This is a genomic window from Altererythrobacter sp. BO-6 (assembly GCF_011047315.1).
In the GTDB taxonomy this organism is placed as follows: domain Bacteria; phylum Pseudomonadota; class Alphaproteobacteria; order Sphingomonadales; family Sphingomonadaceae; genus Erythrobacter.
Map to the genome: position 1 here is coordinate 233,750 of NZ_CP049259.1, position 24,430 is coordinate 258,179.

A 24,430-nucleotide genomic window follows, 5' to 3' on the forward strand; every position below is an offset into this window, starting at 1 on the left:
CGGTGAGCGCGGCCGATTACAGCTGCCCCGTTGGTGGCGAGCGGCCCCTCACCCCCGGCGAAGTGGCATTGGCGCGCTCGATTTTCGGGACGGCGATCGACTATCTGCCCGTGCGGATCAGGCGCCGCAAATGGTTCCCGTTCCAGCCGCGCCGCATCACAATGGCGCCGCGCGGCCACCTGCATTTCCACCCGCTGAGCGATAATTATTGCGACGATTTCGCTCACGCCAACCTCGATCGGCAAGGGCTGTTCATCCACGAATTGGTGCATGTCTGGCAGGTGCAGACGCGCGGAGGCTGGTACCTGGTGCTCAATCGCAGGCCATGGGCCCGCTATGACTACAGCCTCAAGCCAGGCTGGCCGCTCACACGGTACGGGATCGAACAGCAGGCAGAGATTGTGCGCCATGCCTTCCTGCTGCGCCGCGGGGTGCGACTTGCAGGAGTGGCCGATAGTGCGGCATATGATGCATTGGTGAACTTTCCCGGGGCGGGATAGTCACAGGCGGGAACCGACGATGGAAAAGACAAATGATTCATTTCGTTCATCGCTTGGCCGCTGGTTAGTGGGAACATCCGCCGGTCTAGGCACGCTGGCGCTTGCCATCGCGGGGTTTGCCGTCCTGATCGGAGCTGCCGGAGATCTCGGCCCATGGCCGCTGCTACTGACAGCTCTGGCTGCGGCAATCGTCATCTGGAAATGGCTGCAGGTGATGAGCGAAAAGTTCGAGCTCAACAGCCAGCGGCTCGTTGTGCGGCGTGGGATTATCACGAAAAGCATCGATGAGGTCGAACTGTACCGCGTTAAAGATATTCGCATGGATTTCAGCCTCCTCAACCAGTTGGCCGGGATCGGCACGATCCACATAACGTCTAGCGACGAAACCACGCGCAACCAAAGACTGGTCTTGCGCCATGTGCCTCATGCGCTGGAACGGCGCGAGCAGTTGCGCAACCTCGTCGATGCGGCACGGCGGGAACGGGGCGTACGCGAAATCGACCTCGTGAATGAGAGTTCATAGAACCAAAGCAAGGAGCGGATGAATGCCGATCGTTAACTGGACCATCCGCCCCTTCCGTCCTGGCGACGCCCCGGCCTTCGCCGCGCTCAACCGGCGCTGGATCGAAGAGCTTTTCGAGCTTGAGGAAAAGGACGTCCAGCAATTGCAGGATCCCAAGTCGGCGATCCTCGACAAGGGTGGCTTCATTGCGGTGGCCGACGCAAGCGGATGGATCGTTGGGGCAGGCGCGATCCTGCCGGCGGCACTGGCGCCTGATGACGGGCGCAAATGGATGGAAGTGGTCAAGATGGTGACCGATATCTCCGCCCAAAGACAAGGCGTCGGCGCGGCCATCCTCGATTGCCTGATCGATCATGCCCGCCAGCAAGCAGCCGACGCGGTGTGGCTGGAGACCAATGTACGGCTTGAGGCGGCGACAGCGCTTTATGAAAGGCAGGGCTTCCGCAAACTTGCCGAGGAAGAGCTGTGGCCCTCGCCCTACGATCGCTGCAATTTGCAAATGGTGCGCGAACTGTAAGTCCCCGTACGGCCGGTTTTCCACCGGTCCAGCTTGAGCGATCCGGTATCAATTGATACCATCTTGCCCGTCCAAGCGGCCCAACCCGCGCTTGGCCCACGAGTCACTCACATGGAGATCAAGGACTACGGTTTGAGCCGCGAGCGCGGCTACCTTTCGCATTACGAAATCGACGAGATCGCGCTGCCTTCGCGCTTTGCCGGTGTTACGCAGGCAGCCGGCAACCTCTCCGGCCTCCTTTCAAGCGGTCGCGTGCGTCACTGGCTCGACCAGCTGGCTGACCCGGTACTCGAAGATTGGGCCGTCGAGGCGCCGGAAGAGCAGGTCCGCACCGCGATGGTGCATTATTCCTTCCTGGTGCAGGCCTATGTCTGGGGCGAACCCTCCCCGCCCACACATCTTCCTGCCAATCTTGCCCGCCCGATGGTGGCGATTGCCGACCGGCTCGGCCAGGCGCCCCTGCTGCCATACTCCGGCTATGTGCTCGACAACTGGGCGCGGCTCGACAAGTCGGGCCCGATCACGCTCGACAATATCTACATGTTCCAGAATTTCGCGGGCGGTGACGACGAGAACTGGTTCGTGATGATCCACGTCGCGATCGAGGCCGAGGCTGGCGTGCTGCTCGACAATGCGGCCAAGCTGGTCGGGATTGCAGATGAGGCCGAAGCGGAGCGACTGCTTATCGAAATGGACGCCGCGTGGGAGCGCATATATGCCCACTTCGCGCGCATGCCCGAACGCTGCGATCCGTACATCTACTTCCACCGCGTGCGCCCCTATATCCATGGCTGGGCTAATAACCCCGCCTTGCCCGGCGGAGGCCTGGTCTACGAAGGCGTCGAAAAATACGGCGGCAAGCCGCAGGCTTTGCGCGGGCAGACGGGCAGTCAGTCGAGCATTGTCCCGGCAATGGATGCGCTGTTCCAGGTGGGCCACAGCAATGACCCGCTCAAGAGCTTCCTTGACGAGCTACACCACTATCGCCCGGTGCCGCATCGGCGCTTCATCGAAGACCTTGCCGCGCACTCGACGCTACGGGACTTCGTGAGCGCTTCTGGCTCGAAACCGCTCAAGGACGCGTTCAATGCCTGCCTCCAGCAATCGGCTCGCTTCCGCACGCGGCACCTGGAATATGCCGCAAGCTATATCAACAAGCAGGCGGGTAGCATCGCGGGCAACGATCCCGATGTCGGCACCGGCGGCACGCCCTTCATGAAATATCTGAAGAAGCACCGCGACGAAAACGCGGCGCAAGTGGTAGCTTGAAGGCAAAGGGGCCGCCCGGTCACACGGACGGCCCCAACCTGCCGATAGATCAAGACAGGCTTAGAAGGTGTAAGTCACACCCGCGCTGATCGTCCATGGATCGAGCGTGTGTTCGGTCCGGATGATGTCCGTGTTACCCACGCGGAAGGTCGCGTCGGTACCGATGAAATAGCGCTTCACGTCCAGCGACACGCCGAAGCCGGCTTCGCTGACCGGGATATCGACACCGGCCTGCAGCGCGAAGCCGAACTCGTTCGAGAGATCGGCATCGGTCACGCCGAGGTTTACAAGGTCGCTCCCCTCGTCTTCGCCGAAGAACATGAAATAGGCGACACCGGCGCCGACATAGGGCTTCACGCCGCCAAGGTCGAAATGCGCCTTGGCGGTGACCGTGCCCGGGATCAGTCGCAGGTCATCGACCAGTTCCACCCCGGCAAGGCTGCCGGTGCCGACCACATTGTGCTTCGCCATCCCGGCAATCGTTTCGATCGAGATGTTGTTGGAGAGGAAATATTCGATCGCGAAGCTCGGGATCACTTCGTCAGTCGCCTTGGTGTCAGCCCCAGCCGGCAGGCCGAAAGTGTCGAGGTTGACCGCATCGATCCCGCCGTCTGGCAGGACTGCGGTACCAAGCACCTTGACCTGGATGTCGCCCGCGCGATCCTGCGCCATGGCCGGTGCTGACACCCCTGCGGCAGCAATGGCGATCAGCGTCAAAGAAACCTTCTTCATTGTTCATCTACTCCTGGAAGCGGCGCTGCGAACAACGCCGGCAACTCCCTTTCCGGAGCAGTAAACTGGTAATGTTATATCGTGTTCCCGAATTTCGCGCCTAGAATGACGCCGCAAGCCAGGTGCTTAGTCCGGCTTGCGTGCCACAGCCACCATCGCCGGGCGCAGCAGGCGATCCTTGATCATGTAGCCTGACTGCATTTCCTGCACGATCGTGCCGGGCTCATGCTCATCGGTCGGCACTTCCATCATCGCCTGGTGCTGGTTCGGGTCAAGCGGGATACCGACCGAGGCGATGCGGGTGATGCCGTGCTGGCTGAAGACCTTGGCGATTTCACGCTGGGTTGCTTCGATCCCGACCACCAGGCCCTTCATCTTCTCGTCCTCGCGCAGCGAATCCGGGATCGCCGCAATCGCGCGTTCGAGATTGTCCGAAACACTCAGGATATCGCGGGCGAAGCCAGTCGCGGCATAGGCGCGAGCATCCTGGATGTCCTTTTCCATGCGGCGGCGCACATTCTGCGTTTCGGCCTTGGCGTAGAGCACTTCCTGCTTGGCAACCTCGAGGTCTTCGCGCAGCCGATCGAGCGCCTGATCCAGGCTGCTGGTTTCCTCTTCAACCGTTTCTGCATCCGACTTGTCGAGGAACTCCTCCGGCACGCCATCCAGCTCTTTCTTTACCGCATCATCCTGCGTTTTGTCGTTATCGATCATGTCGTTATGTTCCAAAGCTATCCGATAAGCTTGCCCAGTGAACGGGCGGTCAGGTCCACCATGGGGATCACGCGCGCGTAATTCAACCGCGTTGGACCGATAACGCCGAGAACACCAACGACCCTGCCCTCGCGATCGCGATAGGGCGAAGCGATCACGGAAGAGCCCGAAAGCGCGAACAACCGGTTCTCGCTGCCGATGAATATCCGTGTCGCTTCGGCCTCGCGCGCGGTCTCCAGCAGCTCGGCCACGGACTGCTTGCTTTCCAGGTCTTCGATCAGGCTGCGCACCCGCTCTATATCGCTGAGCGCGGCATCGTCGAGCAGGTTCGCCTGCCCGCGCACGATCAGGACCGGGCGCTGAGCAGCGTCGCGGCTCCAGACAGCCAGGCCCCGTTCGACCAGTTCGCGGCTTGCAACATCGAGCTGCGATTGGCCCGCTGCAATCTCGCGTGAGATCGCTCGCGATGCTTCGGCCAGCGTGCGTCCGGCAAGCCGTGCGGTGATGTAATTACTGGCCTGTTCGAGCGCAGAAGGCGACACCCCGGCCCCCAGCTCGACCACGCGGTTTTCGACTGCGCCGTCTTCGCTCACCAGCACAGCCAGCGCGCGGCCATGCCCCAGGTTGACCAGGCTGAACTGGGCGAGCCGCGCCTCCCGCGTCGGCACCATCACCATGCCCGCTGCGCCGGACAGGTCGGACAGGATGGCACTGGTCTGTTCCAGAGCCTGCTCGATCGGGCCATTGCCCTTCAATCGGCCCTCTATCGCTGCGCGTTCTTCCGGCGTCGGCTCGGCCACGCGCATCATCCCGTCGACAAACAGGCGAAGCCCGCTTTCGGTCGGCATCCGTCCGGCGCTGGTATGCGGCGCCGCCAGCAGCCCCGCCGTCTCCAGATCGGCCAGCACCGAACGGATCGAAGCGGGTGACAGATTTACCCCGCTATCTGCCGCCAGGGTCTTGGAGCCAACCGGCTGCCCGCTTTCCAGATAGCCCTCCACCACCAGGCGAAAGATTTCGCGCGCGCGGTCAGTCAGCTCGGAAATGGGCGGCGAAGTCATGAAGCCTATCTAGCGCCTTGTGTTGCAGCCTCAAGCCTTGCGGCACTTAGGCATGTGCGCCTAGGGCAGCGGCAACGACTCATATCGACAAGGACATCCCATGCGACCTTCCGGCCGCGCGCCCGACCAGATGCGCGCCATCAGCATCGAAACCGGCTTCACCAAGCATGCCGAGGGCAGCTGCCTGATCGGCTTTGGTGATACCAAGGTGCTGTGCACCGCCAGCGTCGAACGCAACGTCCCGCCGTGGATGCGCGGCAAGGGCGAAGGCTGGGTCACAGGCGAATATTCGATGTTGCCGCGCGCTACCCACACTCGCGGCAGCCGCGAAGCTGCCAAGGGCAAGCAATCCGGCCGCACGCAGGAAATCCAGCGGCTTATCGGGCGCTCCCTGCGCGCAGTGGTGGACCTTAGGAAGCTCGGCGAACGCCAGATCACGCTCGATTGCGATGTAATCCAGGCCGATGGCGGCACCCGCACCGCCTCGATTTCCGGCGCGTGGATTGCACTCCGTCTCGCCGTCAATGGCCTGATCGCGGCAGGCGACATCAAGGAAGACCCGATCATCGGCCAGGTCGCAGCGATCAGCTGCGGGATCTACAAGGGCACTCCTGTGCTGGACCTCGATTATGACGAGGATTCAGCCGCCGATGCCGATGCCAACTTCGTGCTCATCACTGGCGGGCAGATTGCCGAAGTGCAGGCCACGGCCGAAGGCGCGACCTATGACGAGGAAGGCCTGTTGCGCTTGCTGCGCCTGGCACGGATCGGTTGCGACCGGATCTTCACCGAACAGCTGGGCGCGGTGAAGTGACCCGCAAGCTGGGCGGCGGATCGCTGGTGATCGCCACGCATAATTCGGGCAAGCTCAAGGAAATTTCCGCGCTGCTCGAGCCTTATGGCGTGAAATGCATCAGTGCCGGCTCGCTCGGCCTGCCCGAACCGCCCGAGACCGGCACAACTTTAGTCCAGAACGCGCTGATCAAGGCGCGCGCGGCGGCGGAGGCTTCGGGCCTCACCGCGCTGGCCGATGACAGCGGGCTCTCGGTTGATGCTTTGGGCGGCAGGCCGGGGGTCTACACCGCCGACTGGGCAGAGCGGCAGTGGTTCGAGGGCGATCCGGGCCGTGACTGGTACATGGCGATGGGCAAGGTCGAGGGGATGCTGCAGCAGCTTGGCCCTGACGTTGATCGCCGCGCCGCGTTCCATTGCGTCCTCGCTATTGCCTGGCCCGATGGAGAGCACGCCGTTTACGAGGGGCAATGCGCCGGGACGCTGACCTGGCCACCACGCGGCACGCTGGGTTTCGGCTATGACCCGGTGTTCGTGCCGACCGGCGGCAGCCAGACTTTTGCTGAAATCGATCCGGACGAAAAGCACCGCATTAGCCACCGCGCCGATGCCTTTGCCAAGCTGGTGGCGGACCAGTTCGGGGCCTGATCGACCGCGCTAATAGGCGTATTGGCCAGAGACATTGCCCGGCGGGGCATAGCGGCACACCAGGTAATCCCAGTTTCCGCCAGTCGCCAGCCCGCAGCCGAGCCGCGTCGTACTGCGCCAGATGATCTGGGTGTAATGGCCCACATCCTGCCAGTTGCCGGTGCTGCTGACATATGGAAACCGGTCATGGAGGTAATATTGCTTCTCGCCAATCCATGCGCCGACCATGGACTGGTGGGAAAACCGGCTCGCGGTCCCGGCCCACAGGTTTTCGCCCTGCCCCGGTCGTGACGTGGACGGGCTGTGCGCGAACACCGCGCTTACGGCCATTTCCTGCGCATAGGCTAACGCCTGCCGGTTGAGATCGGGATCGAGCACCAGGTCGGGAATTCCCAGCGTGCGCCGCTCCCGGTTATGCTCTGCCAGCATGACTTGCAGCATCTGGTCCTGCCCAGTGGTTGTCCCGCCAGTAGGGGGCGGCGTCGGCGTGGGCGTGGGACTTGGCGTCGGTACCGGCGTGGGGCTTGGCGATGGCGTTGGTGACGGCAGGCCTGCCGTGAGGTTGCCGGAAGAGCTCGCCGGGCTATCGCCTCCACCGCAACCGGCCAGCACCAAAGTCAGCGCAATGAGGGACGCGCCCAATGAGCGCCGCGCCATCAGCGGATTTCCTGCCCATAGGTATTGCCCGCCGGCCAATAGCGGCAGACGAGGAAATCGTCGCTGTCGTTGCGTGCGACCGCGCAGCCGACTTCGCGCGTGCCCGGCCACACGACCTGGGTGTAATGCCCAACATCGCGCCAGTTGCCGGTGTGCGAGACATGCGGGAAGGTTCCGGCGCGGAAGTGGCGCTTTTCCCCGGCAAAGGCAGCGACCATGAAGCTGGCGGAATAGGCCCCGGCGCTGCCCATCCACAGGTTCTCACCCGCGCCGCCGCGCTCGTCGTTCGAGGCGTGGCGCATGCGCCCTTCGCTCGCCAGGGTACGTGCCCATTGCTGTGCTTCGCTGGCGAGTCTCGGGCTCCAGCGCAGCGGCTCCGCGCCGAATTCGCTCCGCTCAATATTATGCGCCTGAAGAAGTTCGGCAGCGAAGCGGTTCGAAGGTGCGCCCTCCTCCGCTTCGCCGCCGTTGGCAACCGTTGATGCCGCGACAGCCATTGCTGCCATCACCAGGGTGCGACCCAATGTCATGAACGGAACCTTTGCCTTTAGTCCTCAATATTGGCTGAAACAGACCGGTAAACGCGCGTTAGTCAAACCGGCTCGGCGCGGCCTGGGCACGGGTAAAGCCGGGGCGTGGGATTGGCCGGACGGATCGCATGCGCTGTGGAAAGCTCGCCATCGTTGGCTTTTCGCGCGCCGCCGATTAAGTGCCGCAGCGTGGCACGCGCACTCTACATCCATTGGCCCTTCTGCCTGAAGAAATGCCCCTATTGCGACTTCAACAGCCATGTCCGCGATCGCGTGGATGCGGATGCGTGGCAGGCGGCATTGCTGGCCGACATGCAGCATGAGGCGGCGGTTGCGGGTGGCGAGCACCTGCATTCGATCTTCTTCGGCGGCGGCACGCCCTCGCTGATGCCGCCGGCACTTGTGGCGGCACTGCTGCAGGAGGCGGAGCGGCTGTGGGGCTTCGATCCCGATATCGAGATCACGCTGGAGGCAAACCCATCCTCGGTCGAAGCGGCGAATTTCGCGGAGCTGGCCAAGGCGGGCGTGAACCGTGTTTCGCTGGGTATCCAGTCGCTTGAAGACGATACCTTGCAATTCCTCGGGCGCTTGCACGGGGTGGACGAAGCCCTGCAGGCGATCGCCACTGCACAGCGCCATTTCGCGAGGGTCAGCATCGACCTGATCTACGCCCGGCCCGGACAAACGCCTGAGATGTGGCAGGAAGAGTTGGCGCGAGCGCTTGCGCTCGGCACCGATCACCAGTCGCTCTACCAGCTGACGATCGAGCCCAACACGCGCTTTGCCACCGATGTCCGGCGTGGCGCCTTCACCCCGCTCGATGACGATCCGGCGGCGGACCTTTACGCGCTGACGCAGGAGATGACCGCCGCCGCTGGCCTCCCCGCCTACGAGATCAGCAACCATGCAAGGCCGGGGCAGGAAAGCCGCCACAACCTCACCTATTGGCGCTATCAGGACTATTGCGGGATCGGCCCTGGCGCGCACGGGCGGCGCATTGGCGCGGCCACTGAACGCCACAAGAAGCCTGAGAACTACCTCGCAGCGGTCGAAGCGGGAGGTCATGGCATCAAGACAGAACGACCGCTTGGCGCCGCCGAACAGGCCTCCGAAGCGCTGCTGGTGGGCTTGCGCCTGACCGAGGGTGTCGACCTTGCGTCGCTCGCCCGTCGCTTCGGCTTCCGCGCATCCGAACTGGTCAATGGACCCAAGGTCAACCTCTACAAGCGCAAGGGGCTGGTCTGGGAAGATCGCGGGCTGATCGGCGTGACCGCGGCCGGAATGCCGCTGCTCGATGCGCTGCTGGGAGAGATCGTCGGCGATGGACTGGTCAGCGCATGAGCGCAGGCGACCTCCTCGAAAGCTGGCGCAACGAGCTAACCAATGCGCGCCGCCGCAGCCCGCATACGGTGCGCGCCTATCTGGGCTGTGCCGACCGCTTGTTGAAAGCGTGCGATCTCAGCGATTGGGACGCGGTGGCAAGGCTCGAAGCGCATGATTTGCGCCGTCACCTGGCCGAACGCCGCGCCGAGGGCATCGCCAATGCCAGCGCCGCGCGCGAGCTCTCCGCGCTCAAGGCCTTCATCGCCTTTGCACGGGCGCAAGCGGGTGATCCCGATCCCGCCGCGCCGCGTTTGCGGGGACCAAGGGTCAAGAAAGGCCTGCCCCGCCCCGTCACTCCCGATGAAGCGAGTAATCTTGCCGATCTGGTCGGCGAAAGCGCCGCGGAAGGCTGGATCGGCACCCGCGACCGGGCGGTGCTGCTGCTGCTGTACGGCTCGGGGCTACGCATTGCCGAAGCGCTCTCGCTCAAGGGGCGCGATGTGCCTTTGGGCGAAGTGCTGCAGGTTACCGGCAAGGGCGGCAAGCAGCGGCTCGTACCGATCCTCCCGATCACGCGTGATGCTGTGGCCGAATATTGCGCGCAATGCCCCTGGCCGCTCGGCCCGAACGAGCCGCTGTTTCGCGGCGCCAAGGGCGGGCCCCTGAGCCCCGGCCTTATCCAGAAGGCGACCGCGCAGGCGCGCCGCGCGCTGGGCCTGCCCGAAACCGCCACGCCGCACGCGCTGCGGCACAGCTTTGCCACGCATCTGCTGGGAGCGGGAGCCGATCTCAGGAGCCTGCAGGAATTGCTCGGCCACGCTTCGCTGGGGTCGACGCAGATCTACACCAAGGTCGATGCGGCGGCGATGCTGGAAAACTACCGTGATGCGCATCCACGGGCGAAGAAGCGGTGATTCAAACAAAAGCGGTCGTTCCGCTAACGACCCAACTACAGACATTCTGTCGCTATGTGGAAAGCGGCTATTCTCTAATTAGACGATTTCCGATGCGTCAACCGACGACTGGCAAGAATGGAAGCGCATGAATAAAATAGCACAGTCGCGAGAGTGGTGAGGTCCTCAATGCGCTTGAGGGTACTATCGCGAAAATTATGGAAGTAAGTTCCGGCATGCCCTCATTTCGAAGGGGCCTTACTTTTGCTTGTTACATCAGATGAAGTTCCGAGCGTTGAAAAGGCCAGCCACTCGTTGAGGCGCGTCTTCACCTTCGGTGCCATGGGCAAGCTTCCTACCAATCCACCGATGTCATCCTTTGCCATACGAGGATTGTCGCGCAGCTGCTTAAGCGCGGATCGCGCGATCTCAACTTCACCCGACCTACTCGCAAGGGCAGCCCTTAGGAGCAAAAGCAGCGGTTGTCTCTGGGCGAATTGTTCAAGATGGACCATATGCTGGCCCGCTTCAGCGACATCATCTCGCATCATTGCCGCCACGAAGTGACCAGCATGCTCCCATGGCAACGCAACGCCTTCCTCGTCATCGAGTACGCGAAGAATTTTCTCACCTTCGGGATTGTCAGACATGATCAGGAAAGTTGCAACGATGCCAACGATGACTCGGTTATCCGGAGCGGCAGCCAAAGCACTTTCTGCGGACTGGTTCGCAAGAATGCGGTTTCCGAGCAAGACGTGAGCCCGCAACTGAAGAAAGTACAGGCTTGCATCTTGCGGATGAAGTGCAACCGCACGGTTGGCAATGCTAAGCGCGCTGCTCAGAAGCTCGTCTCGGTCACCCGGAAATGCCGTCACCACTGCCCTGTCGAGCAGCGTCCAGCCATATAGAAATGAAGCGATGGAGTCGCCGGGAGATTGTTCATACCAATCGCTCGCGCACCGGACCAAATCGTCATCGCCAATCGTGTTGAATGTCTGAAGTCCCTCGGTAAAGCGCAGCCAGCAGCCATAAGGCGAGCTTGCGCCCAAGTCCCTTCCTCTGTTCAAACTCGTAATGACGCCGCCAGGTGAAGCTATAGCGGTGGAGATGAATTTTATGCTGCGTTTCGCTTCTTGCGAGTTTGAAGCCGAAAAGCTTTGAAGCCAAACGACTTCGCCGGTCGCTTCTTCGACCAATCGGGCCTGAACCGCACGATTTGACTCTTCATCGCTGAACAGCAAACGCAGACTGAAATCGGCTGGACCGCCCTCGTTCACCAGTAACCGGATACCTGTGTAGTCGCTGAGCGCGCTCGTCAAAAACGATCGATAGAGCCGTTGGCTTTCATCGGGTTGCGGAGACGAACCATCCAGATTCTCGATGTTGATGGTAAGCCGAGGGAAGTCTGAAGTCGTCCAGTTTTCCGTCTCATCGTCGTCGGAACCGAAATAGAAATATGAAGTGGCGACCCCTGACACTAACATCACCAAAGCAATAGCCCATGTCCATACACCGCGTGCGATCTTGCCCCGTGGGTCGGGATTGCCGGTGGCTGGCGCATCGCGATCCTCGCTAGGCTCTGAAAGTTCGTCAATCGGATGCTTCAGAAGCTGAACTCGATATGTGCCAGAATCAACGTGGATCGCGTCTCGCTCGGGCCGCGCAGCATAATAGGTTGCAAGCACCCTCCTTAAGCGTGCAACTGCAACCCTGGCATAGGTATCTGCATCGCTCGATTCTTCGCCTGTTTTCCCGAGCGCATCTGTCGCGATAGTAAACGATTTGACGTGCACTTTCTTCTCGGTCATTTCGAAAAGGTATTTCAATAGTCGAGCCATTACCGGCGACCGTTGGAATACGTCGTCCTTGAGGAGTGCATTAATTTCCCGCTCAATCTCATTCATCTCTGATTTGTGGGATGAAGCGTCCAAGCATTAGCTCCTCAAATTCCTCGGGAATTGCGACCTGAGCATGCAACCAGGGCTCAAATCCTAAGTTTGTGCGGTAACTTCCGAACAAACATGGCCGATCCGGAGTTGCGGGAAATTTGATATAAATCAACGATACACGGCATCTTGGACCTGTCCAAGCGAAAGCGGGCGTTTATCTGCAGCGCACATAAACGTATCTTTACTTAAGGCCTAAGGCTCAGATGCTTACGTGCTTTAGCGACTGTTAACATGACACCGTATCACGCTGGTTGCACGGCTGCTCGATACTAAAACGACACTGTGACAACCTTTTAAATTCCGACGGACTGATGAATGCGCCTATCAAAGGCAACTGGGTGTCGCTCCGTGATGAAAGAGAATAACGAACCGAAATCGTCGTTGAACTTCGTCGGTTCCTCGAATCCTGGCTTTTTTTCGGAAGCGAAAGATACACATTTCATAGTCCTGGCCTATGAGCGCTAGGTTCGAAAGAGAAGACGAGCAGCGTCTTCGGCCGAGAACGGTAACTGTATACAAACCGGTTCTTGTCGAGACCGCTGAAGTTGCAGCTTTCTGTCTGCTAAGAGATATTTCACCCTCCGGAATGATGGCAAGGACATATGTGGAGTATGCAGAAGGCTCCGCGATCAAAGTTACATTTGGATGTGATCTTTCTGTCGAGGGCAAGGTCGTTTGGTCGCGGGATGCTCGCGTCGGTATCGAGTTCGACAAGTCAATCGATGTTCCACTCCTGCTTCAACAATTGTCGATTGGATTACCTTCTGGCCTAAAGAGAAGATCGCCGCGCCTTCAGATCCGGACATTTGCTTATCTGTCGCTGACAGGTCGTCGTATGCCTGTCGAACTTATTGATATCTCTCAAAATGGTGTGAAAGTGAATGCGCCATATCTTCAGCCTGAAGACGAGGTGACAATCGAACTTAGCGGGATGTCCATGAAGAGGGCCACAGTGCGTTGGACGCACACTGGCTTTGCTGGATTGAAATTCCAAGTTCCGCTCGACTTCAATCAGCTGGCTGAATGGGTGATCGAGCAGCAGATACGCAAAGATAACGATACTGCACCATCGCCGCAGCAAACCAAGCAACGGGCGAACCGGATATGATGGTTCAACGTTGCCTGGTCGTTGATCCTGAGCCGAACCGGCGCGCGCTGGTTTGCAAACAACTTTGGGAAGTTGCTGTCGATGTTGAGCAGTTCAAGTGGATTAAGGAAGTCGAACCCGAAAGCCTCGAAAATGCAACATTGTTCGTTTCGGATCAGGGAGAAGCGGTCGCCTCGATTGTGCAGCTGGTGGTGGAAAATTTGGTAAGCATTCCCATCATTGCCTATTCGGAAGATCCTGAGATTGATCGAGTTGTGCAGACAATAAAGGTCGGTGCGGATAGTTATTTGGCCTGGCCATTCGCAATTGAACAGATTCTAACAGTTTTCAAAAAGATCGAGTGCCAAGTGGCTAGGTCATTAGGCAATAAGCGCTTGGAGGCCATGGCGAAACAACTGATCAAGCAGCTCACGAAACGTGAGAGGGAGATCTTGAGCGGCGTTATTCATGGATGGTCAAACCAACAAATCGGCGCAGCTCTCGGAATTAGCGCTCGAACAGTCGAGATTCATCGCGCGAACGTGATCAAAAAGCTTGGCGCTAGAAACTCTGCTTCGGCAGTAAAGATTGCTCTTGATGCAGGCTTCAATGACACGCCTAGATTGCAGAGCTCCTCCGAAGACTGTTCGGCCGGAGCTGCGTGACTACCTATACCTGAAAAACCTAAGATCAGATTGTTAATTTACTGCAGGCGGAGGCTTCTATGGTCAGGGGTCTAAGTATGCCCCAGTCATATCGCATGAAGCAGGAAGATTGGACGAATCTGTGGTTCAATACTGCCGCAATCGAACAGCTCCGCACGCTTTGTAATTATGCCTAGAGCGCACGCGGAAACTTTGGAGCGTCCGCTTTCCACCCCACTCGCGGCTAAATTCACACCTCCCATCGCACCCAGAGAGCCGAATGTCGGCTAATCTCGCGCGAAGCCTGAAAGCAGACCAGCCGCAAGCGACCCGGCGACTGGCACCCAACTTCCGACCAAAGGAGGCAAAATATGGTCGAGCAGAAGCGAGTGTTTAGAGCAACTTAACCTGACAATGGTCCAAGGGAGCATGGAGATTTCTCATGCTGCCTAAAGTTGCTCAAATTTCGTCACCTGCCGTTTCTGTCGACAGACGCAGCGCCGAACGGCGCGTTATCACGTTTGGCTTTGACGCCTATGACGCCCAAAGCAACTCGCGCATTGTCATACTGAACTTGTCTCGAACAGGCATGCTCTTGCAAACGTCGGCAGATCTCCAAGTCGGCGAGAAATTTCAGATCGAAATTCCGGAAGCAGGGCTGGTTGAAGCCAAGATCATGAGGCGCAACGGCGATCAGTTCGGCGCCATGTTCGATAGTCCAATCACTCAGGCAGCATTGAGTGCGGTGCTCCTGGCGTCCCCTGCGGGCCCGCCCAGCTTAGACCAAGAGCAGATTGAGTCAGCTCGGCGCAGCTATCCAAGCTACGACCCAGTCCCAGAATGGCTGATCTGGAGTGTCTTAGCCTTCACCGCTCTCGTGACTGTGCTTTTTGTTTACGCACTGTCATTCTTGCCAATCGTCGGCTGAGGCATCGATTATTGAGCGGACCAGAAATCGTCCGCTTCCCACCCAAAAGCGGCCTCTAATCGTTCGCAGGCGCTATCCTGAAAGCGGTCTGGCAGCTTTGCCTCGCGATCCGAGAAAAGCAGACGATCTGCTAACGACCCACAATCGGACATTAAGGTGTTGAAAATCGGGAACGTCCGCAAACGACCCAATTGCAGTCATTCGTTTCTTCGTGCGATGTTCGATGCTTTGAACATTATTAAGGACCCGAAGCGGTGAACCAAGCTATCTTCCTGAGGCGTCTTTGCCGCAACGACGCCGGTCCGTACCGAGAGCTTCGGCTCCTCGCCCTCCAATTGCATCCTGAAGCATTCGGTGCCTCCTTCGAGGAGGAATCATCGCTCTCCGAAAATGCCTTCGCAGAGCGCCTAGCCGACGGATTGGTCTTCGGCGCATGGTCAGCAGAGCAATTGGTGGGTTGTGCGGGATTGGCGCAGCGAGAGAAGACCAAGCTGCGTCATAAGGCCATCTTGTGGGGAATGTTCGTCAAGCACGAAATGCGACGGAATGGCGTTGGCAAACGCTTGCTCGAAGAGGTTCTCGGTCATGCTCGAACTTGTTGTGAGGAGGTCTTGTTGACGGTTGTCGAAGGGAACACAGCTGCTCAGGCAATGTACACTGGCGCTGGCTTTCAAGAGTATGGCCGAGAGCCGGGCGCGATCAAGCTCGGGTCTCATTATTACCATGAACTTTTGATGCGCCTGCCACTTAAAGGACTTTGAAGGAGACTCGAACGGCGAGGTGGCGAAGCTGGGACAACCTGCCAGCTTTTTGGTACCCATTCCGTCAGTTCACCATGCATGATCAGACACTTGGCGGAGTGTCGGAATAATGCTCTTCAGATGATGGTGCAGTTGCCCTGTAACAAATCTGCAATTTATTTCCCTCATCAAAGCAGACGTGACCCGAAGGGCTCAGACTTATGTCTAAGTTCCTCAACTTTGGAGCCCCGCTATCAGGCGGGGCTTTTTTTCAGACTGTCTGATTTCGACCGAGTTACGGACATCGACCAGGCGCCCACATCCGCTCAGCCTGAGCTTGTCGAAGGTCACGCGCAGACCTCGCTTCAGGCACCTTGGCGATTACGCGCCAGCCTGGAGACCAGTTCCCAGTCGCCAGCGATCAGGGCTTCTTTCTTCGCGCGGCTCCAGCCCTTTATCCTGCGTTCGGCAGCGAAGGCTTCGTCGCGCGTCGGAAAGCTTTCCGACCAGACGAGTTTCACTGGCAGTCGCTTGGCTGTATAGCCACCGAGCGCACCCGCCTGATGCTGGCCTAAACGAAAGTCGAGATCGTCAGTGTGACCGACATAATAACTGCCGTCATTGCACAGCAAGATGTACGCGTAAAAGGGCATTCCCGGTGGATACCGACATCGCATGGCCTTCGACAAGCTCAGGCTGAGCGGGGGTTGATTTCGCTAGAAGAGAGGACGTCCGCCTCCCACCCATGAGCAGACTAATTTGGACCGCCCAGGGCACGCCAAGAGCAGACTGTCGGCTAATCCCGCGCGATACCCGAAAGCGGATCAGCCGCTAACGACCCAATTTCTGCCGTGGAGCTTTCCGCCGCGACGGGCCTAATCCCACTCGATCTTGGTAAAGTTGAAGCTCACCTGTTCCGATGCGCATTTGCTTACCGTGGCATCGAGAATGCGTCCCTTGCGCCCGGTGGAAGCCTCCATGATCTCAACCCCGGGTAATCTCTGGCCCGGTGTACAACCTGGCCATGCTTCGGTGCGAGCGGCAGCCTCGCGCACTTTCTGAACAGCGGGAAGCAGCAATCCGATGGCGACTGGCCCACCGCCCGGGGCGGCAAGATCATCGGGCCCTTCAGGCTTCTGCCGGTCAGGGCTAGACTTGTCGATGCGCTTGCGAATGGTGATCGGCTCATAGGTTCTCCGCCCGGTGGCCTGCCCGGCGGATGCTTCAGTCAGCGACAGCAGTTCGATCCAGCCCTTATGATCCTTGTCTGCTGCCTTTTCTCCCTTTTCGACCTTGAATGTGGTTTCGACATTGCCGCGCTGGGCTGGAGCAGTCACTCCACGCTTTAGCGTTACGTCACCCTGTCGTGGTGTTGCGGGGGCCGCTACTTTGCTATCGATCTCGTCGGGCTCGATGCCTGGCGTCATTGCTTCACTCTCGCCTCTAATCGGCGGGATTTTCAGGAAATAGTCTGCACTGGCTGCATGAGCCGCGCCTGCTGCAAAGAACGACACCGCCAGTCCCGTCCAGATCATCCTGCTCATTTTACCTCTCCCAAAGTATCACTCAGAGCTCTGATAGATCTCAAATGGGATGAACCCAAGCGGAACGCATAGAAGCAGCCTCTCCGCTATCGACCCAGAAGCTGACGCCTCATCAACAGATTGATGTGCCTTATAGCTGACTAGCAGCTTTGCTACGTAACCCAACAAAAGCGGTCCAGCTTGCGACAACCCAAAGCCTGATCTTTTTGAATTTTGCCACCTGTAGCGCATATCAGAAAGGGCCCCGACTATGACGTCGGAGCCCTCTCATGTTGGTAAAGAGCCTTATGGCTCGAACCTGTTGAGCTCTGTGTTAGTACATTACGCCATAATATGAATATACGTGCTGACCGTAATCGCGATCCCAAGCAGGTTGGCTATTACGTTCGAAACGGGGGGCATCCTTCAAAATGTTCTTGTCGATATTCACGACATAGCCAGAACGGTCGGCATCGTAATCCAACGTTTCCCATGGAAGTGGGGTGAAACTCTCACCGATCCCCAAGAAGCCACCGAAACTCATCACTGCATATTCAACTCGGCCACTACGTTTCCCAATCATCAAATGGTCGATTGAGCCAATCTTCTCACCGTCGGCCGAAAAGACATCAGTTCCTTCAACCTTGTTCGAAGAAATCAAGAATTTTGTCTCATCGCGCTCCAATGGGCGACTGCGATCAAATTCTCTGCGTTTGTCGAGAAGGTTCGTATCGAACTTCTTTTCGGATAGATTTTGTTTGGTGGTCTGCATGATGCAAATCTCCTGGTTGGCCGAAAGCGGACGCAGCCCCTACCGGGCGCTTGTTTTAAGGTGGCTCGTACTCAACCCTTCAAGGGGAGGTGCCACCGGCGTCGAACATCGCTATCGGCATGTTCAATTAATCAACGGCTGCGATCTAATTTCGTTCCAAAATAATATCTTAACCATATCCATCGCCACAGAATATGCAGTTCAGGACTAGTTTCGAAGTGAAAAAGGTGATGCGACGAGGAACGCCTTCTGAATTCAAAAATAGGTTGCGATAAATAATCGCACCCGGACGCTTCATACCCCAATTAGCATTAGCGCGAATTGGAGGCGTCCCTTCGGCTAACAACCGAGAGGCACACGCTGTTTAAAGTCCTTGGCTCCGCAAAAAGCAGCATTTTTACTGGAATCCAGTAACCTCGCATTGCAGTGCACGGTGGACACGCGCGCATAGTAAGCGCAACGATTGGCGGTCCAAAAATTATCTGGAAACGATGCCCATGTTAGCCCGCCTTCACTCTTTCTGGTTCGCCCTAAAGGCAAGCTATTGGTTCTATCCGGCACTCTTCGCAGCCTTGGCGTTCGCCCTGGCTCTTTCTCTGATGGGGCTTGACCGGGCTGGATCAACCGAGTGGCTCAATCGCATCTCCTGGTATTTCCCCGCCCATCCACAGGGCGCAAGCAACATGCTTACTGTTCTGGCCGGATCGATGATCGGCGTCGCCTCAACGATTTTCTCAATTACCATTGCTGCCGTGGCCTATGCCAGTGGCAACTATGGCCCGCGTCTTTTGACTAATTTCATGGAGGACAAGGGCAATCAGCTAAGCCTTGCGACCTTCATCGGAACCTTTGTCTATGCCATCACAGTCTTGCGCGCGGTACGCGCCGAAGGTGAAACTGCAACCGCGTCGCAGGCCTTTGTCCCACAATTCGCCCTGCTGGCAAGTTTCGGGCTGATGATCGTTGCTGTCGGGGTAATCATCTTCTTCCTGCACCACATACCAGCCAGCATCCGCATCAATACGGTTCTCGAGGGGATCGGTCGGGGTTTGTTGAGCAAGATCGCTGAACGTTTTCCCGACAGCAATTCTGTTTCAACCGAAATGCGAAGCACACCAAGCGGCTCGTCGGTTACAGCTGATGCGACAGGCTATATCCGCTATATCGAGTTTGAAGAGCTGGCGCGTGTCGTTCGGGATTCAAATCTCCGGATAGCGCTTGCGGTCCGCACCGGGGATTTTGTTTATGCGGGTCGCATTCTGGCCCAAAGCGATAGCGACGTGTTATCGGACGACATCGTCGATTCAATCCGCGGCTGCTTTTCGTTGGGCGGTTCGCGGACACCCGAACAAGACCTGGAGTTCTCGATTGACGAGCTAGTGGAAATAGCCCTGCGAGCTCTGTCACCTGGTATCAACGATCCCTTCACCGCCATTAACGCAATCCATTGGCTTGGCGCTGCAACGGCCGAGCTCGGCCAACGCGAACTTCGGCAAGAGATCTGCGATGATGATGGCACGTCGGGGCGGGTCATACCCGTGCTCGATGACTTCGGCCATTTTGTAAATCGCGGTTTTGGGGCAGTACGGATGGCGCTAGCCAGTAGCAAGATTGCGGCACTCGTCGCCTTGGACAGCATCCGGGATGCGGCAAATCAGATAAATGATCCAGGTCGGATCGCATTACTCGCGCGCGAGGGAGGTCTGCTTATGAACCAGGCCGAAGTGACGCTCGGCGGCCCGGACCTGCAAGAAGTCAGGATGCGCCATGCCGCTTTTCAAAAGAGCTTTGCACCTTAGGGGGTGATTGCAAAGCTAGGCATCAGGTCTCTTCGTCAACGGCGTCTGCAGCCGACTCGAGATCTTCCCCCACGCCACGTACGGTATTGCATGCAGTCAAAGTCAGGGCGAAAGCCAGTGTGAAAACAGCGAGTGTTACCTGTTTAAGCATTATAAGATTCCTCTCTAAAGGCTTGGGAGCAATCGTGGTTCGAAATTCGTCTTTGTCAGACGCTCTTTCGGCCGCCAATAAAATGTAGAGCTAGCAGGATCAAACCAAGTATCCCGGCTCCATAAGCGAGAAACATCGCAAAATCTGCTATCCCGCCTAGCCCAAGAAGGGCTGCGAAAACTGCAGCTATCAAGAAAATAAATGCCCAGCGTAACATAATCATTCTCCAAACTTCATAACAAATCAACGGGCATCAATGGGATTCGTTCCGAAGAGAGGATATAACTCTGATTATCTTGGGTTATTCGATACATACGGTTATCTTAATTTATTCTGTTCCATGGATTGGCGGCATGGTCTGCTTATCGCCGGCGAAGGGACGGGTTGGCTGGCCATCCGCGAGCGGGCGATGGTTCAGGACTGGACTGCCGATCTCGGCAGCATCGCTGCTCAATGTGCTATGCTGACCGGCATGTCTGCAGATAAAAGAAAAACTTCGCCGAAGGTTGTCACGCAGCTCATTCTCGGCATGGCACTTTTTGGCACCGCCACGCCGCTGAGCAAGATCATCGGTGAGAACTTTTCGATATTCACCGCATCCTTCCTGCGTATGGCAATTGCCAGTGCCGTACTTGCCCCCTTCGTTTGGTTCATGACTGAGCGCATTGCCAAGGCGGAACGCTCTGACTTATTTGTGATTTCAGGGATCGCTACCTTCGGCATGGTAGGGTTCACAGCGGCCATGCTCTTCGGGATGCGGCTGACAACAGGAGTGATCGGCTCCACAATCATGAGTGCGACACCAGTTGTGACCGCGATTGGTGCAGTCATTTTCCTCGGAGCATCGATAAATTGGCGCAAAGGCGGAGCACTGGTGTTGGCCGTTGCCGGCATCGCCGCGATCAACCTGACCCATGGAACGGCGGATGATGGGCCTGCCGAAGCACTTTTTCTCGGCACAGCACTGGTGATAACCGCAATCTGCTTCGAGGCAGCCTACACGTTGTTGTCGCGCAAGCTCTCTGAAGGCATTTCGTCGATTGAAGCGACATTAGCGGCGTCGCTGATTGCCGCCCCGATCTTCATCATTCTGGCTCTGGTTTTTGACCCGGAGCCGTTTGATTTGGCTGTGCCAGATAAAGCGGCTTGGGCCGCACTCGCATTTTGGGGGGCAGTTGCGGGAGGGGTAGCACCCGTCATCTGGTATAATGGAGTGCGTCAAGCGCCTGCTATGTTGAGCGCTGGCGCAATGTCGGTGATGCCGATCACGGCACTGGTTACGTCTTACTTCCTGTTGGGCGAAGCTTTCCAGCCCTCCCACCTCATCGGCTTCGGGATGGTCTTTTTGGGCATGGTTCTAATGATATTCGAGAACGTGAAAAACCAAGGCTAAATCTTGGCGGCGGGGAGCAATTCAACCAAATGCGAATCATTTGTGGCCAAGATATTTGAAATTTCTTCCGCCAACCGGTCAGCTTTTTGCTCAAGCGCCTCTTGATCTCGCTTGTCATGCGAGTGTGCTGCTTGAATCAGGGTTTGTTGGTGACGTGAGTAGAGTTCAATTAAAGCCATAATCCACTTAGGATAGCATAACCTCCGTTTGGCGTCATTTGCTCGGTCCGGAATGAAGAACGCTTCAGCGTAGAATCTCAGCAGGTCATTCCCTTACCATTATCGGCGGGCGACAACATTGCAGGCGGCCTAGCCCGCCAGTTAGCCAGATGACCGCATTTGTGGTAAGATGTCGATTATTCAGCGCACAGATCGCTGGAATCTAATGCTCGCCGAGTTCGGTTTTCACTTCGAAACATAACAGACTGATCCCGGCGCCGGCGAGCTCTGTTGGAGGGTTGGCTTTTTGCCAACGACATGAACATGCATCATTACATCTTGAAAGTAGCGGGCGAGCCGTCGTCAAAACCCATTGAATTTGCGTTCGACGCCGAAAACCCGTCGCGTGTCTTCGATATCCTGGAGAATGTGCGCCCCGACCGCTGGGCAACTCTGTGGGATGGGACTCGAATGCTTGGTCAGATCATGCGTCAGAAGTGCGGCTCTTGGATCGTTGCCGGGAAGACGCAGCCGTCCCAAGCGTAATAAGGCCTCTATTGCTGAACCAGTCGGGTGATGCCCAAAGGGTCGAAGGTCATTCATATTTGACTGCATCGAATACGCGAGCGCCGTCAATTCTGATCAAGGTCGTAACCTCACGGGTCGAGCTTCTCTTCCTCGTTGTTTGAGCGAATGCGGCTCGAAAGCCACTGGTAAATGCCCAGCGCGACGAGCCCGAACATGGCCACGAAGAAGATTACGGCAGCGTAGAGCGAGTTAGAAACATCGCTTCTGCTGGCGACGAATATCATCACCAGAGCTTCCAGGCTCGAGGCAATCACGATGATCGTAACGAACTCAGTAAGGGATCGGCGCGATTCAGAAGGAGAGCGCGGACCTCGCTTGTTGAAGATTTCTTCGTCGGCGATGAACGAGGCCGTCTCGATGATAGCAAAGCCGATGATGAGCAGGCCTACGCTACGTAAAGCAACGGTCGAAATGTGCTCCGACGCCGAGAAAGCCGCAACGATGTCAAGGATCGCCGATGCCAGAATTACGAAGGCGATTACCATGAGCCCGATCGTCGCCAGTACGAAATAGATCGTCGCTGCTAGATGATAGATCGATTTGATCTGCATATGCCTGCCCATCGCGTTGAGTATCGGTGAATTCTGAACCTTTCTCGGAATGGCAATCCGTCGCGAGCTGTCCAAAAGCCAGAGTTATGGCGTGAAACTCTTTTCGGACCGTACCAGCACGTCGTCGGTGACCTCCATCAGCAGGAAGGGTTCTTCTGCCCAATCGTCAAGAGCATCGAGGAATGCAGATCGCACCTTCTCGTCATCGTAAGCCATCCTGGCATCGTAAGCTCGCTGCCAGGTTGCCCTGTCGGGCCACTCGGCAATGCCGATAAAGCGCCCTCGCTGATCGCGGTGCAATCTGGAGCCCAGCGAGCCATAGCGCTTGCGGATCAGCTTGGTGCCCTGCTTCCATGCTTCTCGGAATTGAGCCTCGAAGCCAGGTTTGGCCGTCCACCAATAAGCTGCGACGAAAGTCATAGCGCTTCATTCACATTCAACCGGATCACGGGAAGCATCGCGATATGCCGATGACGCAAATCAGTACGGCATACCCCAATATCGATAGAGCATTTTGGCATAGGCGCTGTCCCACTCGGGAGCTGTAGTGCCCTCAATAAACGGACTATTGCGGAGCGTGTCGTCCTCCGCCGCGACCACATAACCTTCAAGCTTGTCGTCGTATTCCAGAGCGCCCCAAGGAAGCGGGCGGAACTCCTCACCGAGGCCAAGAAAGCCGCCAAAACTCATGACAGCGTACTCGACCTGGCCGGATCGCTTATCGAACATGAAATGCTCAATCTTACCGATGCGATCTCCGTTGGGTCGAAACACCTTTGTGCCTTCAACCCGATCAGATGCAATCAGGTGATGGGCTGGGTCACTAAGATGTCCGGTACTTTGATCCCTCAGATCACGCACGGAAGGGCTCACGATGTCCTGCTTGCGTTGAGCAGAAACCATTGTCTCCTCCTATGCCAAGGACTGCGAGTGCAACTGCGAAGGTTTTGCGACCTGTGCAAAGCACTTGCCTGCATCGATCGGCTGGACCTTTACCAAGTCGCCGATCGAAACAATTCCTACGAGTTGCTTGTCATTGTCGATCACAGGGAGCCGCCTGATTTGAAGGGAAGCCATGTTTTCAAGGACGTCGTCGATAGCGTCGCTTGAATTACAATAGAGCAATTCCTGCGTCATTACTTCGGACGCCTTCGCTTCCGGACCGAAGCCGCAGCCAATACCGCGTATGGCAATGTCTCGGTCCGTGACCATTCCAACCAGCTTGTCATTCTTTGCGACGGGAATGGAACCAAGATCCTTTTCGGCCATCTTCTCTGCGGCCTGCCTGAGGGGCGTATCTGGACTGATCGTACAAACGTCAGTGCTCATGCATTGTTGAACCTGCATTGTCTCCTCCTCTTGCTAGTTCACACCTAACAAACGGGTGGAGCAGCGGCCGCGTTCCGAATTTTGGGGTTATGGGGTGATATTCGCCAGATGTGTGCTGGCGATGAGCATGAAGCCACAGTTGGCTTGCGGGTTAATGCGCCAGACTATCCCAATGTTGTGGGGTTGTTGACAGCATCGAGGCTAGCGCCATTACAGAGCCGGGGCGCACTTGAACGAGCCGACGCGATTGCCGTGGTGGTCAGTAACCGCCGGGTGGATCGCTGGCCGGAAAGCTCTCGTCAATATCCTCGTCAACTTCAGTCCACTCACGCTGTAACGGATCGCGCATTGCCTCTGGTCCGGCATCGCGCACGTCCATGTGGCCTTGGTTCGGCTGATCATCGGCAAAAGCAGCATTCCTGGTTGGTCTGTCCTTCCTTAGGACCCAAACTGCCGCTGCGCCCGCTCCCGCAAGAATCAGTCCCTTTAATATCAATGACATTTCCTCCTCCTCACCGAAGAAACGAACAAGCAGCAGGAAGGGTCCGAAGAGCAAGCCTAGTCTGGTTTCCAACTCGCGGCCTTTTTCCGCTTTCCACCCATGAGCTGCCAGCAATTAGCTCCAGGCCGCATCCTGGAAGCCGACGGTCAGCTTTGCT

30 protein-coding genes and 1 pseudogene are annotated in these 24,430 nt (G+C 57.6%); 15 read left to right on the forward strand and 16 right to left on the reverse strand.

The window, feature by feature from the left end:
- The first annotated feature begins 2 nt into the window (after window positions 1-2).
- From G6N82_RS01090 to G6N82_RS01105, 4 genes are all read left to right on the forward strand, one after another.
- Window positions 3-500: a vgr related protein gene (locus G6N82_RS01090; RefSeq protein WP_165192912.1), complete on the forward strand. Its 498-nt coding sequence runs from the start codon at window positions 3-5 to the stop codon at window positions 498-500.
- Between the two features lie 19 nt (window positions 501-519).
- Complete coding sequence (locus G6N82_RS01095; RefSeq protein WP_165192913.1) at window positions 520-1,023, forward strand: PH domain-containing protein; 504 nt, start codon at window positions 520-522, stop codon at window positions 1,021-1,023.
- A 22-nt stretch (window positions 1,024-1,045) separates the two neighbouring features.
- Window positions 1,046-1,540 (forward strand): GNAT family N-acetyltransferase, encoded by a 495-nt coding sequence (locus G6N82_RS01100; protein ID WP_165192914.1) that lies wholly within the window; start codon window positions 1,046-1,048, stop codon window positions 1,538-1,540.
- A 111-nt stretch (window positions 1,541-1,651) separates the two neighbouring features.
- Window positions 1,652-2,809 carry an indoleamine 2,3-dioxygenase gene (locus G6N82_RS01105; RefSeq protein ID WP_165192915.1) on the forward strand — a complete coding sequence of 386 codons (1,158 nt, stop codon included), beginning with the start codon at window positions 1,652-1,654 and terminating at the stop codon, window positions 2,807-2,809.
- A 60-nt stretch (window positions 2,810-2,869) separates the two neighbouring features.
- Here G6N82_RS01105 and G6N82_RS01110 read toward each other — a convergent pair whose 3' ends face one another.
- From G6N82_RS01110 to hrcA, 3 genes are all read right to left on the reverse strand, one after another.
- The gene (locus tag G6N82_RS01110) at window positions 2,870-3,541 is read right to left on the reverse strand and encodes an OmpW family outer membrane protein (protein WP_165192917.1); all 672 of its coding nucleotides are present in this window, start codon (window positions 3,539-3,541) and stop codon (window positions 2,870-2,872) included.
- A gap of 126 nt (window positions 3,542-3,667) precedes the next feature.
- Complete coding sequence (grpE, locus tag G6N82_RS01115; protein ID WP_165192919.1) at window positions 3,668-4,255, reverse strand: nucleotide exchange factor GrpE; 588 nt, start codon at window positions 4,253-4,255, stop codon at window positions 3,668-3,670.
- A 17-nt stretch (window positions 4,256-4,272) separates the two neighbouring features.
- Window positions 4,273-5,316, reverse strand: a complete 1,044-nt coding sequence (hrcA, locus tag G6N82_RS01120) for a heat-inducible transcriptional repressor HrcA (RefSeq protein WP_165192921.1) — start codon at window positions 5,314-5,316, stop codon at window positions 4,273-4,275.
- Window positions 5,317-5,416: 100 nt separating this feature from the next.
- On the opposite strand from hrcA, the gene rph reads away from it, so the two are divergent.
- Complete coding sequence (rph, locus tag G6N82_RS01125; RefSeq protein ID WP_165192923.1) at window positions 5,417-6,130, forward strand: ribonuclease PH; 714 nt, start codon at window positions 5,417-5,419, stop codon at window positions 6,128-6,130.
- Window positions 6,127-6,756: an RdgB/HAM1 family non-canonical purine NTP pyrophosphatase gene (gene rdgB, locus G6N82_RS01130; protein WP_165192925.1), complete on the forward strand. Its 630-nt coding sequence runs from the start codon at window positions 6,127-6,129 to the stop codon at window positions 6,754-6,756. The genes rph and rdgB overlap by 4 nt, the downstream gene beginning before the upstream one ends.
- A 9-nt stretch (window positions 6,757-6,765) precedes the next feature.
- Here rdgB and G6N82_RS01135 read toward each other — a convergent pair whose 3' ends face one another.
- Complete coding sequence (locus tag G6N82_RS01135) at window positions 6,766-7,413, reverse strand: CAP domain-containing protein (RefSeq protein ID WP_165192927.1); 648 nt, start codon at window positions 7,411-7,413, stop codon at window positions 6,766-6,768.
- Window positions 7,413-7,943, reverse strand: a complete 531-nt coding sequence (locus tag G6N82_RS01140) for a CAP domain-containing protein (RefSeq protein ID WP_241255149.1) — start codon at window positions 7,941-7,943, stop codon at window positions 7,413-7,415. Before G6N82_RS01140 ends, G6N82_RS01135 begins: the two co-directional genes overlap by 1 nt.
- Before the next feature lie 189 nt (window positions 7,944-8,132).
- Between G6N82_RS01140 and hemW the strand changes: the two genes are divergently transcribed.
- Together hemW and G6N82_RS01150 are read left to right on the forward strand one after the other, a co-directional pair.
- A complete protein-coding gene (gene hemW / locus G6N82_RS01145; protein ID WP_165192929.1) occupies window positions 8,133-9,284 on the forward strand; it encodes a radical SAM family heme chaperone HemW in 1,152 nt (383 codons plus the stop codon).
- Window positions 9,281-10,180, forward strand: coding sequence for a tyrosine recombinase XerC (locus tag G6N82_RS01150; RefSeq protein ID WP_165192931.1), 900 nt, complete (start codon window positions 9,281-9,283; stop codon window positions 10,178-10,180). The genes hemW and G6N82_RS01150 overlap by 4 nt, the downstream gene beginning before the upstream one ends.
- A gap of 221 nt (window positions 10,181-10,401) precedes the next feature.
- Here the strand turns inward: G6N82_RS01150 and G6N82_RS01155 are convergent, their stop codons facing one another.
- Window positions 10,402-12,090 carry a hypothetical protein gene (locus G6N82_RS01155; RefSeq protein ID WP_165192933.1) on the reverse strand — a complete coding sequence of 563 codons (1,689 nt, stop codon included), beginning with the start codon at window positions 12,088-12,090 and terminating at the stop codon, window positions 10,402-10,404.
- A 472-nt stretch (window positions 12,091-12,562) separates the two neighbouring features.
- On the opposite strand from G6N82_RS01155, the gene G6N82_RS01160 reads away from it, so the two are divergent.
- The 4 genes from G6N82_RS01160 to G6N82_RS01175 all read left to right on the forward strand — a co-directional run bounded on the left by G6N82_RS01160 (window position 12,563) and on the right by G6N82_RS01175 (window position 15,528).
- A complete protein-coding gene (locus G6N82_RS01160; RefSeq protein ID WP_165192935.1) occupies window positions 12,563-13,216 on the forward strand; it encodes a PilZ domain-containing protein in 654 nt (217 codons plus the stop codon).
- Entirely contained in the window at window positions 13,213-13,860 is a 648-nt protein-coding gene (locus tag G6N82_RS01165) for a LuxR C-terminal-related transcriptional regulator (RefSeq protein WP_165192937.1), read from the forward strand. The genes G6N82_RS01160 and G6N82_RS01165 overlap by 4 nt, the downstream gene beginning before the upstream one ends.
- 421 nt (window positions 13,861-14,281) lie before the next feature.
- Complete coding sequence (locus tag G6N82_RS01170; protein WP_165192939.1) at window positions 14,282-14,767, forward strand: PilZ domain-containing protein; 486 nt, start codon at window positions 14,282-14,284, stop codon at window positions 14,765-14,767.
- Between the two features lie 254 nt (window positions 14,768-15,021).
- Window positions 15,022-15,528, forward strand: coding sequence for a GNAT family N-acetyltransferase (locus G6N82_RS01175; RefSeq protein ID WP_165192941.1), 507 nt, complete (start codon window positions 15,022-15,024; stop codon window positions 15,526-15,528).
- Between the two features lie 344 nt (window positions 15,529-15,872).
- On the opposite strand, the gene G6N82_RS01180 is transcribed toward G6N82_RS01175, so the two are convergent.
- From G6N82_RS01180 to G6N82_RS01190, 3 genes are all read right to left on the reverse strand, one after another.
- Window positions 15,873-16,184, reverse strand: a complete 312-nt coding sequence (locus G6N82_RS01180) for a GIY-YIG nuclease family protein (RefSeq protein ID WP_346773762.1) — start codon at window positions 16,182-16,184, stop codon at window positions 15,873-15,875.
- Window positions 16,185-16,382: 198 nt separating this feature from the next.
- Window positions 16,383-17,051: a hypothetical protein gene (locus G6N82_RS14830; protein ID WP_206520254.1), complete on the reverse strand. Its 669-nt coding sequence runs from the start codon at window positions 17,049-17,051 to the stop codon at window positions 16,383-16,385.
- 313 nt (window positions 17,052-17,364) lie between these two features.
- On the reverse strand, window positions 17,365-17,802 hold the full coding sequence (locus tag G6N82_RS01190; RefSeq protein ID WP_165192945.1) for a PRC-barrel domain-containing protein: 438 nt from the start codon (window positions 17,800-17,802) through the stop codon (window positions 17,365-17,367).
- Between the two features lie 497 nt (window positions 17,803-18,299).
- On the opposite strand from G6N82_RS01190, the gene G6N82_RS01195 reads away from it, so the two are divergent.
- Window positions 18,300-19,601 carry a DUF2254 domain-containing protein gene (locus G6N82_RS01195; RefSeq protein WP_165192947.1) on the forward strand — a complete coding sequence of 434 codons (1,302 nt, stop codon included), beginning with the start codon at window positions 18,300-18,302 and terminating at the stop codon, window positions 19,599-19,601.
- 278 nt (window positions 19,602-19,879) lie between these two features.
- On the opposite strand, the pseudogene G6N82_RS15255 reads toward G6N82_RS01195, so the two are convergent.
- Window positions 19,880-19,969 (reverse strand): annotated as a pseudogene (locus tag G6N82_RS15255) (DUF1328 domain-containing protein); the annotation flags it as partial.
- Window positions 19,970-20,008: 39 nt separating this feature from the next.
- Here G6N82_RS15255 and G6N82_RS01200 point away from each other — a divergent pair.
- Window positions 20,009-21,145 (forward strand): DMT family transporter, encoded by a 1,137-nt coding sequence (locus tag G6N82_RS01200; protein WP_165192949.1) that lies wholly within the window; start codon window positions 20,009-20,011, stop codon window positions 21,143-21,145.
- On the opposite strand, the gene G6N82_RS01205 is transcribed toward G6N82_RS01200, so the two are convergent.
- A complete protein-coding gene (locus G6N82_RS01205) occupies window positions 21,142-21,324 on the reverse strand; it encodes a hypothetical protein (RefSeq protein WP_165192951.1) in 183 nt (60 codons plus the stop codon). The two genes, G6N82_RS01200 and G6N82_RS01205, sit on opposite strands and share 4 nt — an antisense overlap.
- A gap of 303 nt (window positions 21,325-21,627) precedes the next feature.
- Here G6N82_RS01205 and G6N82_RS01210 point away from each other — a divergent pair, with 303 nt between their 5' ends.
- Window positions 21,628-21,849, forward strand: coding sequence for a hypothetical protein (locus G6N82_RS01210; protein WP_206520256.1), 222 nt, complete (start codon window positions 21,628-21,630; stop codon window positions 21,847-21,849).
- A gap of 110 nt (window positions 21,850-21,959) precedes the next feature.
- On the opposite strand, the gene G6N82_RS01215 is transcribed toward G6N82_RS01210, so the two are convergent.
- The 5 genes from G6N82_RS01215 to G6N82_RS01235 all read right to left on the reverse strand — a co-directional run bounded on the left by G6N82_RS01215 (window position 21,960) and on the right by G6N82_RS01235 (window position 24,387).
- Window positions 21,960-22,442 (reverse strand): hypothetical protein, encoded by a 483-nt coding sequence (locus tag G6N82_RS01215; RefSeq protein ID WP_165192955.1) that lies wholly within the window; start codon window positions 22,440-22,442, stop codon window positions 21,960-21,962.
- An 84-nt stretch (window positions 22,443-22,526) separates the two neighbouring features.
- Window positions 22,527-22,862 carry an antibiotic biosynthesis monooxygenase gene (locus G6N82_RS01220; protein ID WP_165192957.1) on the reverse strand — a complete coding sequence of 112 codons (336 nt, stop codon included), beginning with the start codon at window positions 22,860-22,862 and terminating at the stop codon, window positions 22,527-22,529.
- A 60-nt stretch (window positions 22,863-22,922) separates the two neighbouring features.
- Window positions 22,923-23,345, reverse strand: a complete 423-nt coding sequence (locus G6N82_RS01225; protein ID WP_165192959.1) for a PRC-barrel domain-containing protein — start codon at window positions 23,343-23,345, stop codon at window positions 22,923-22,925.
- 9 nt (window positions 23,346-23,354) lie between these two features.
- Complete coding sequence (locus G6N82_RS01230; RefSeq protein ID WP_165192961.1) at window positions 23,355-23,771, reverse strand: CBS domain-containing protein; 417 nt, start codon at window positions 23,769-23,771, stop codon at window positions 23,355-23,357.
- A 259-nt stretch (window positions 23,772-24,030) separates the two neighbouring features.
- Complete coding sequence (locus G6N82_RS01235; RefSeq protein ID WP_206520258.1) at window positions 24,031-24,387, reverse strand: hypothetical protein; 357 nt, start codon at window positions 24,385-24,387, stop codon at window positions 24,031-24,033.
- Window positions 24,388-24,430: the final 43 nt, after the last annotated feature.

Bases quoted from the DNA above. Each gene is read 5' to 3' on its own strand.
- G6N82_RS01095 (WP_165192913.1), top strand. From the start codon at position 520: ATGGAAAAGACAAATGATTCATTTCGTTCATCGCTTGGCCGCTGGTTA.
- G6N82_RS01100 (WP_165192914.1), top strand. From the start codon at position 1,046: ATGCCGATCGTTAACTGGACCATCCGCCCCTTCCGTCCTGGCGACGCC.
- G6N82_RS01105 (WP_165192915.1), top strand. From the start codon at position 1,652: ATGGAGATCAAGGACTACGGTTTGAGCCGCGAGCGCGGCTACCTTTCG.
- G6N82_RS01110 (WP_165192917.1), bottom strand. From the start codon at position 3,541: ATGAAGAAGGTTTCTTTGACGCTGATCGCCATTGCTGCCGCAGGGGTG.
- grpE (WP_165192919.1), bottom strand. From the start codon at position 4,255: ATGATCGATAACGACAAAACGCAGGATGATGCGGTAAAGAAAGAGCTG.
- hrcA (WP_165192921.1), bottom strand. From the start codon at position 5,316: ATGACTTCGCCGCCCATTTCCGAGCTGACTGACCGCGCGCGCGAAATC.
- rph (WP_165192923.1), top strand. From the start codon at position 5,417: ATGCGACCTTCCGGCCGCGCGCCCGACCAGATGCGCGCCATCAGCATC.
- G6N82_RS01135 (WP_165192927.1), bottom strand. From the start codon at position 7,413: ATGGCGCGGCGCTCATTGGGCGCGTCCCTCATTGCGCTGACTTTGGTG.
- G6N82_RS01140 (WP_241255149.1), bottom strand. From the start codon at position 7,943: ATGACATTGGGTCGCACCCTGGTGATGGCAGCAATGGCTGTCGCGGCA.
- G6N82_RS01150 (WP_165192931.1), top strand. From the start codon at position 9,281: ATGAGCGCAGGCGACCTCCTCGAAAGCTGGCGCAACGAGCTAACCAAT.
- G6N82_RS01160 (WP_165192935.1), top strand. From the start codon at position 12,563: ATGAGCGCTAGGTTCGAAAGAGAAGACGAGCAGCGTCTTCGGCCGAGA.
- G6N82_RS01165 (WP_165192937.1), top strand. From the start codon at position 13,213: ATGATGGTTCAACGTTGCCTGGTCGTTGATCCTGAGCCGAACCGGCGC.
- G6N82_RS01170 (WP_165192939.1), top strand. From the start codon at position 14,282: ATGCTGCCTAAAGTTGCTCAAATTTCGTCACCTGCCGTTTCTGTCGAC.
- G6N82_RS01180 (WP_346773762.1), bottom strand. From the start codon at position 16,184: ATGCGATGTCGGTATCCACCGGGAATGCCCTTTTACGCGTACATCTTG.
- G6N82_RS14830 (WP_206520254.1), bottom strand. From the start codon at position 17,051: ATGAGCAGGATGATCTGGACGGGACTGGCGGTGTCGTTCTTTGCAGCA.
- G6N82_RS01190 (WP_165192945.1), bottom strand. From the start codon at position 17,802: ATGCAGACCACCAAACAAAATCTATCCGAAAAGAAGTTCGATACGAAC.
- G6N82_RS01195 (WP_165192947.1), top strand. From the start codon at position 18,300: ATGTTAGCCCGCCTTCACTCTTTCTGGTTCGCCCTAAAGGCAAGCTAT.
- G6N82_RS01200 (WP_165192949.1), top strand. From the start codon at position 20,009: ATGGGATTCGTTCCGAAGAGAGGATATAACTCTGATTATCTTGGGTTA.
- G6N82_RS01205 (WP_165192951.1), bottom strand. From the start codon at position 21,324: ATGGCTTTAATTGAACTCTACTCACGTCACCAACAAACCCTGATTCAA.
- G6N82_RS01210 (WP_206520256.1), top strand. From the start codon at position 21,628: ATGCATCATTACATCTTGAAAGTAGCGGGCGAGCCGTCGTCAAAACCC.
- G6N82_RS01215 (WP_165192955.1), bottom strand. From the start codon at position 22,442: ATGCAGATCAAATCGATCTATCATCTAGCAGCGACGATCTATTTCGTA.
- G6N82_RS01220 (WP_165192957.1), bottom strand. From the start codon at position 22,862: ATGACTTTCGTCGCAGCTTATTGGTGGACGGCCAAACCTGGCTTCGAG.
- G6N82_RS01225 (WP_165192959.1), bottom strand. From the start codon at position 23,345: ATGGTTTCTGCTCAACGCAAGCAGGACATCGTGAGCCCTTCCGTGCGT.
- G6N82_RS01230 (WP_165192961.1), bottom strand. From the start codon at position 23,771: ATGAGCACTGACGTTTGTACGATCAGTCCAGATACGCCCCTCAGGCAG.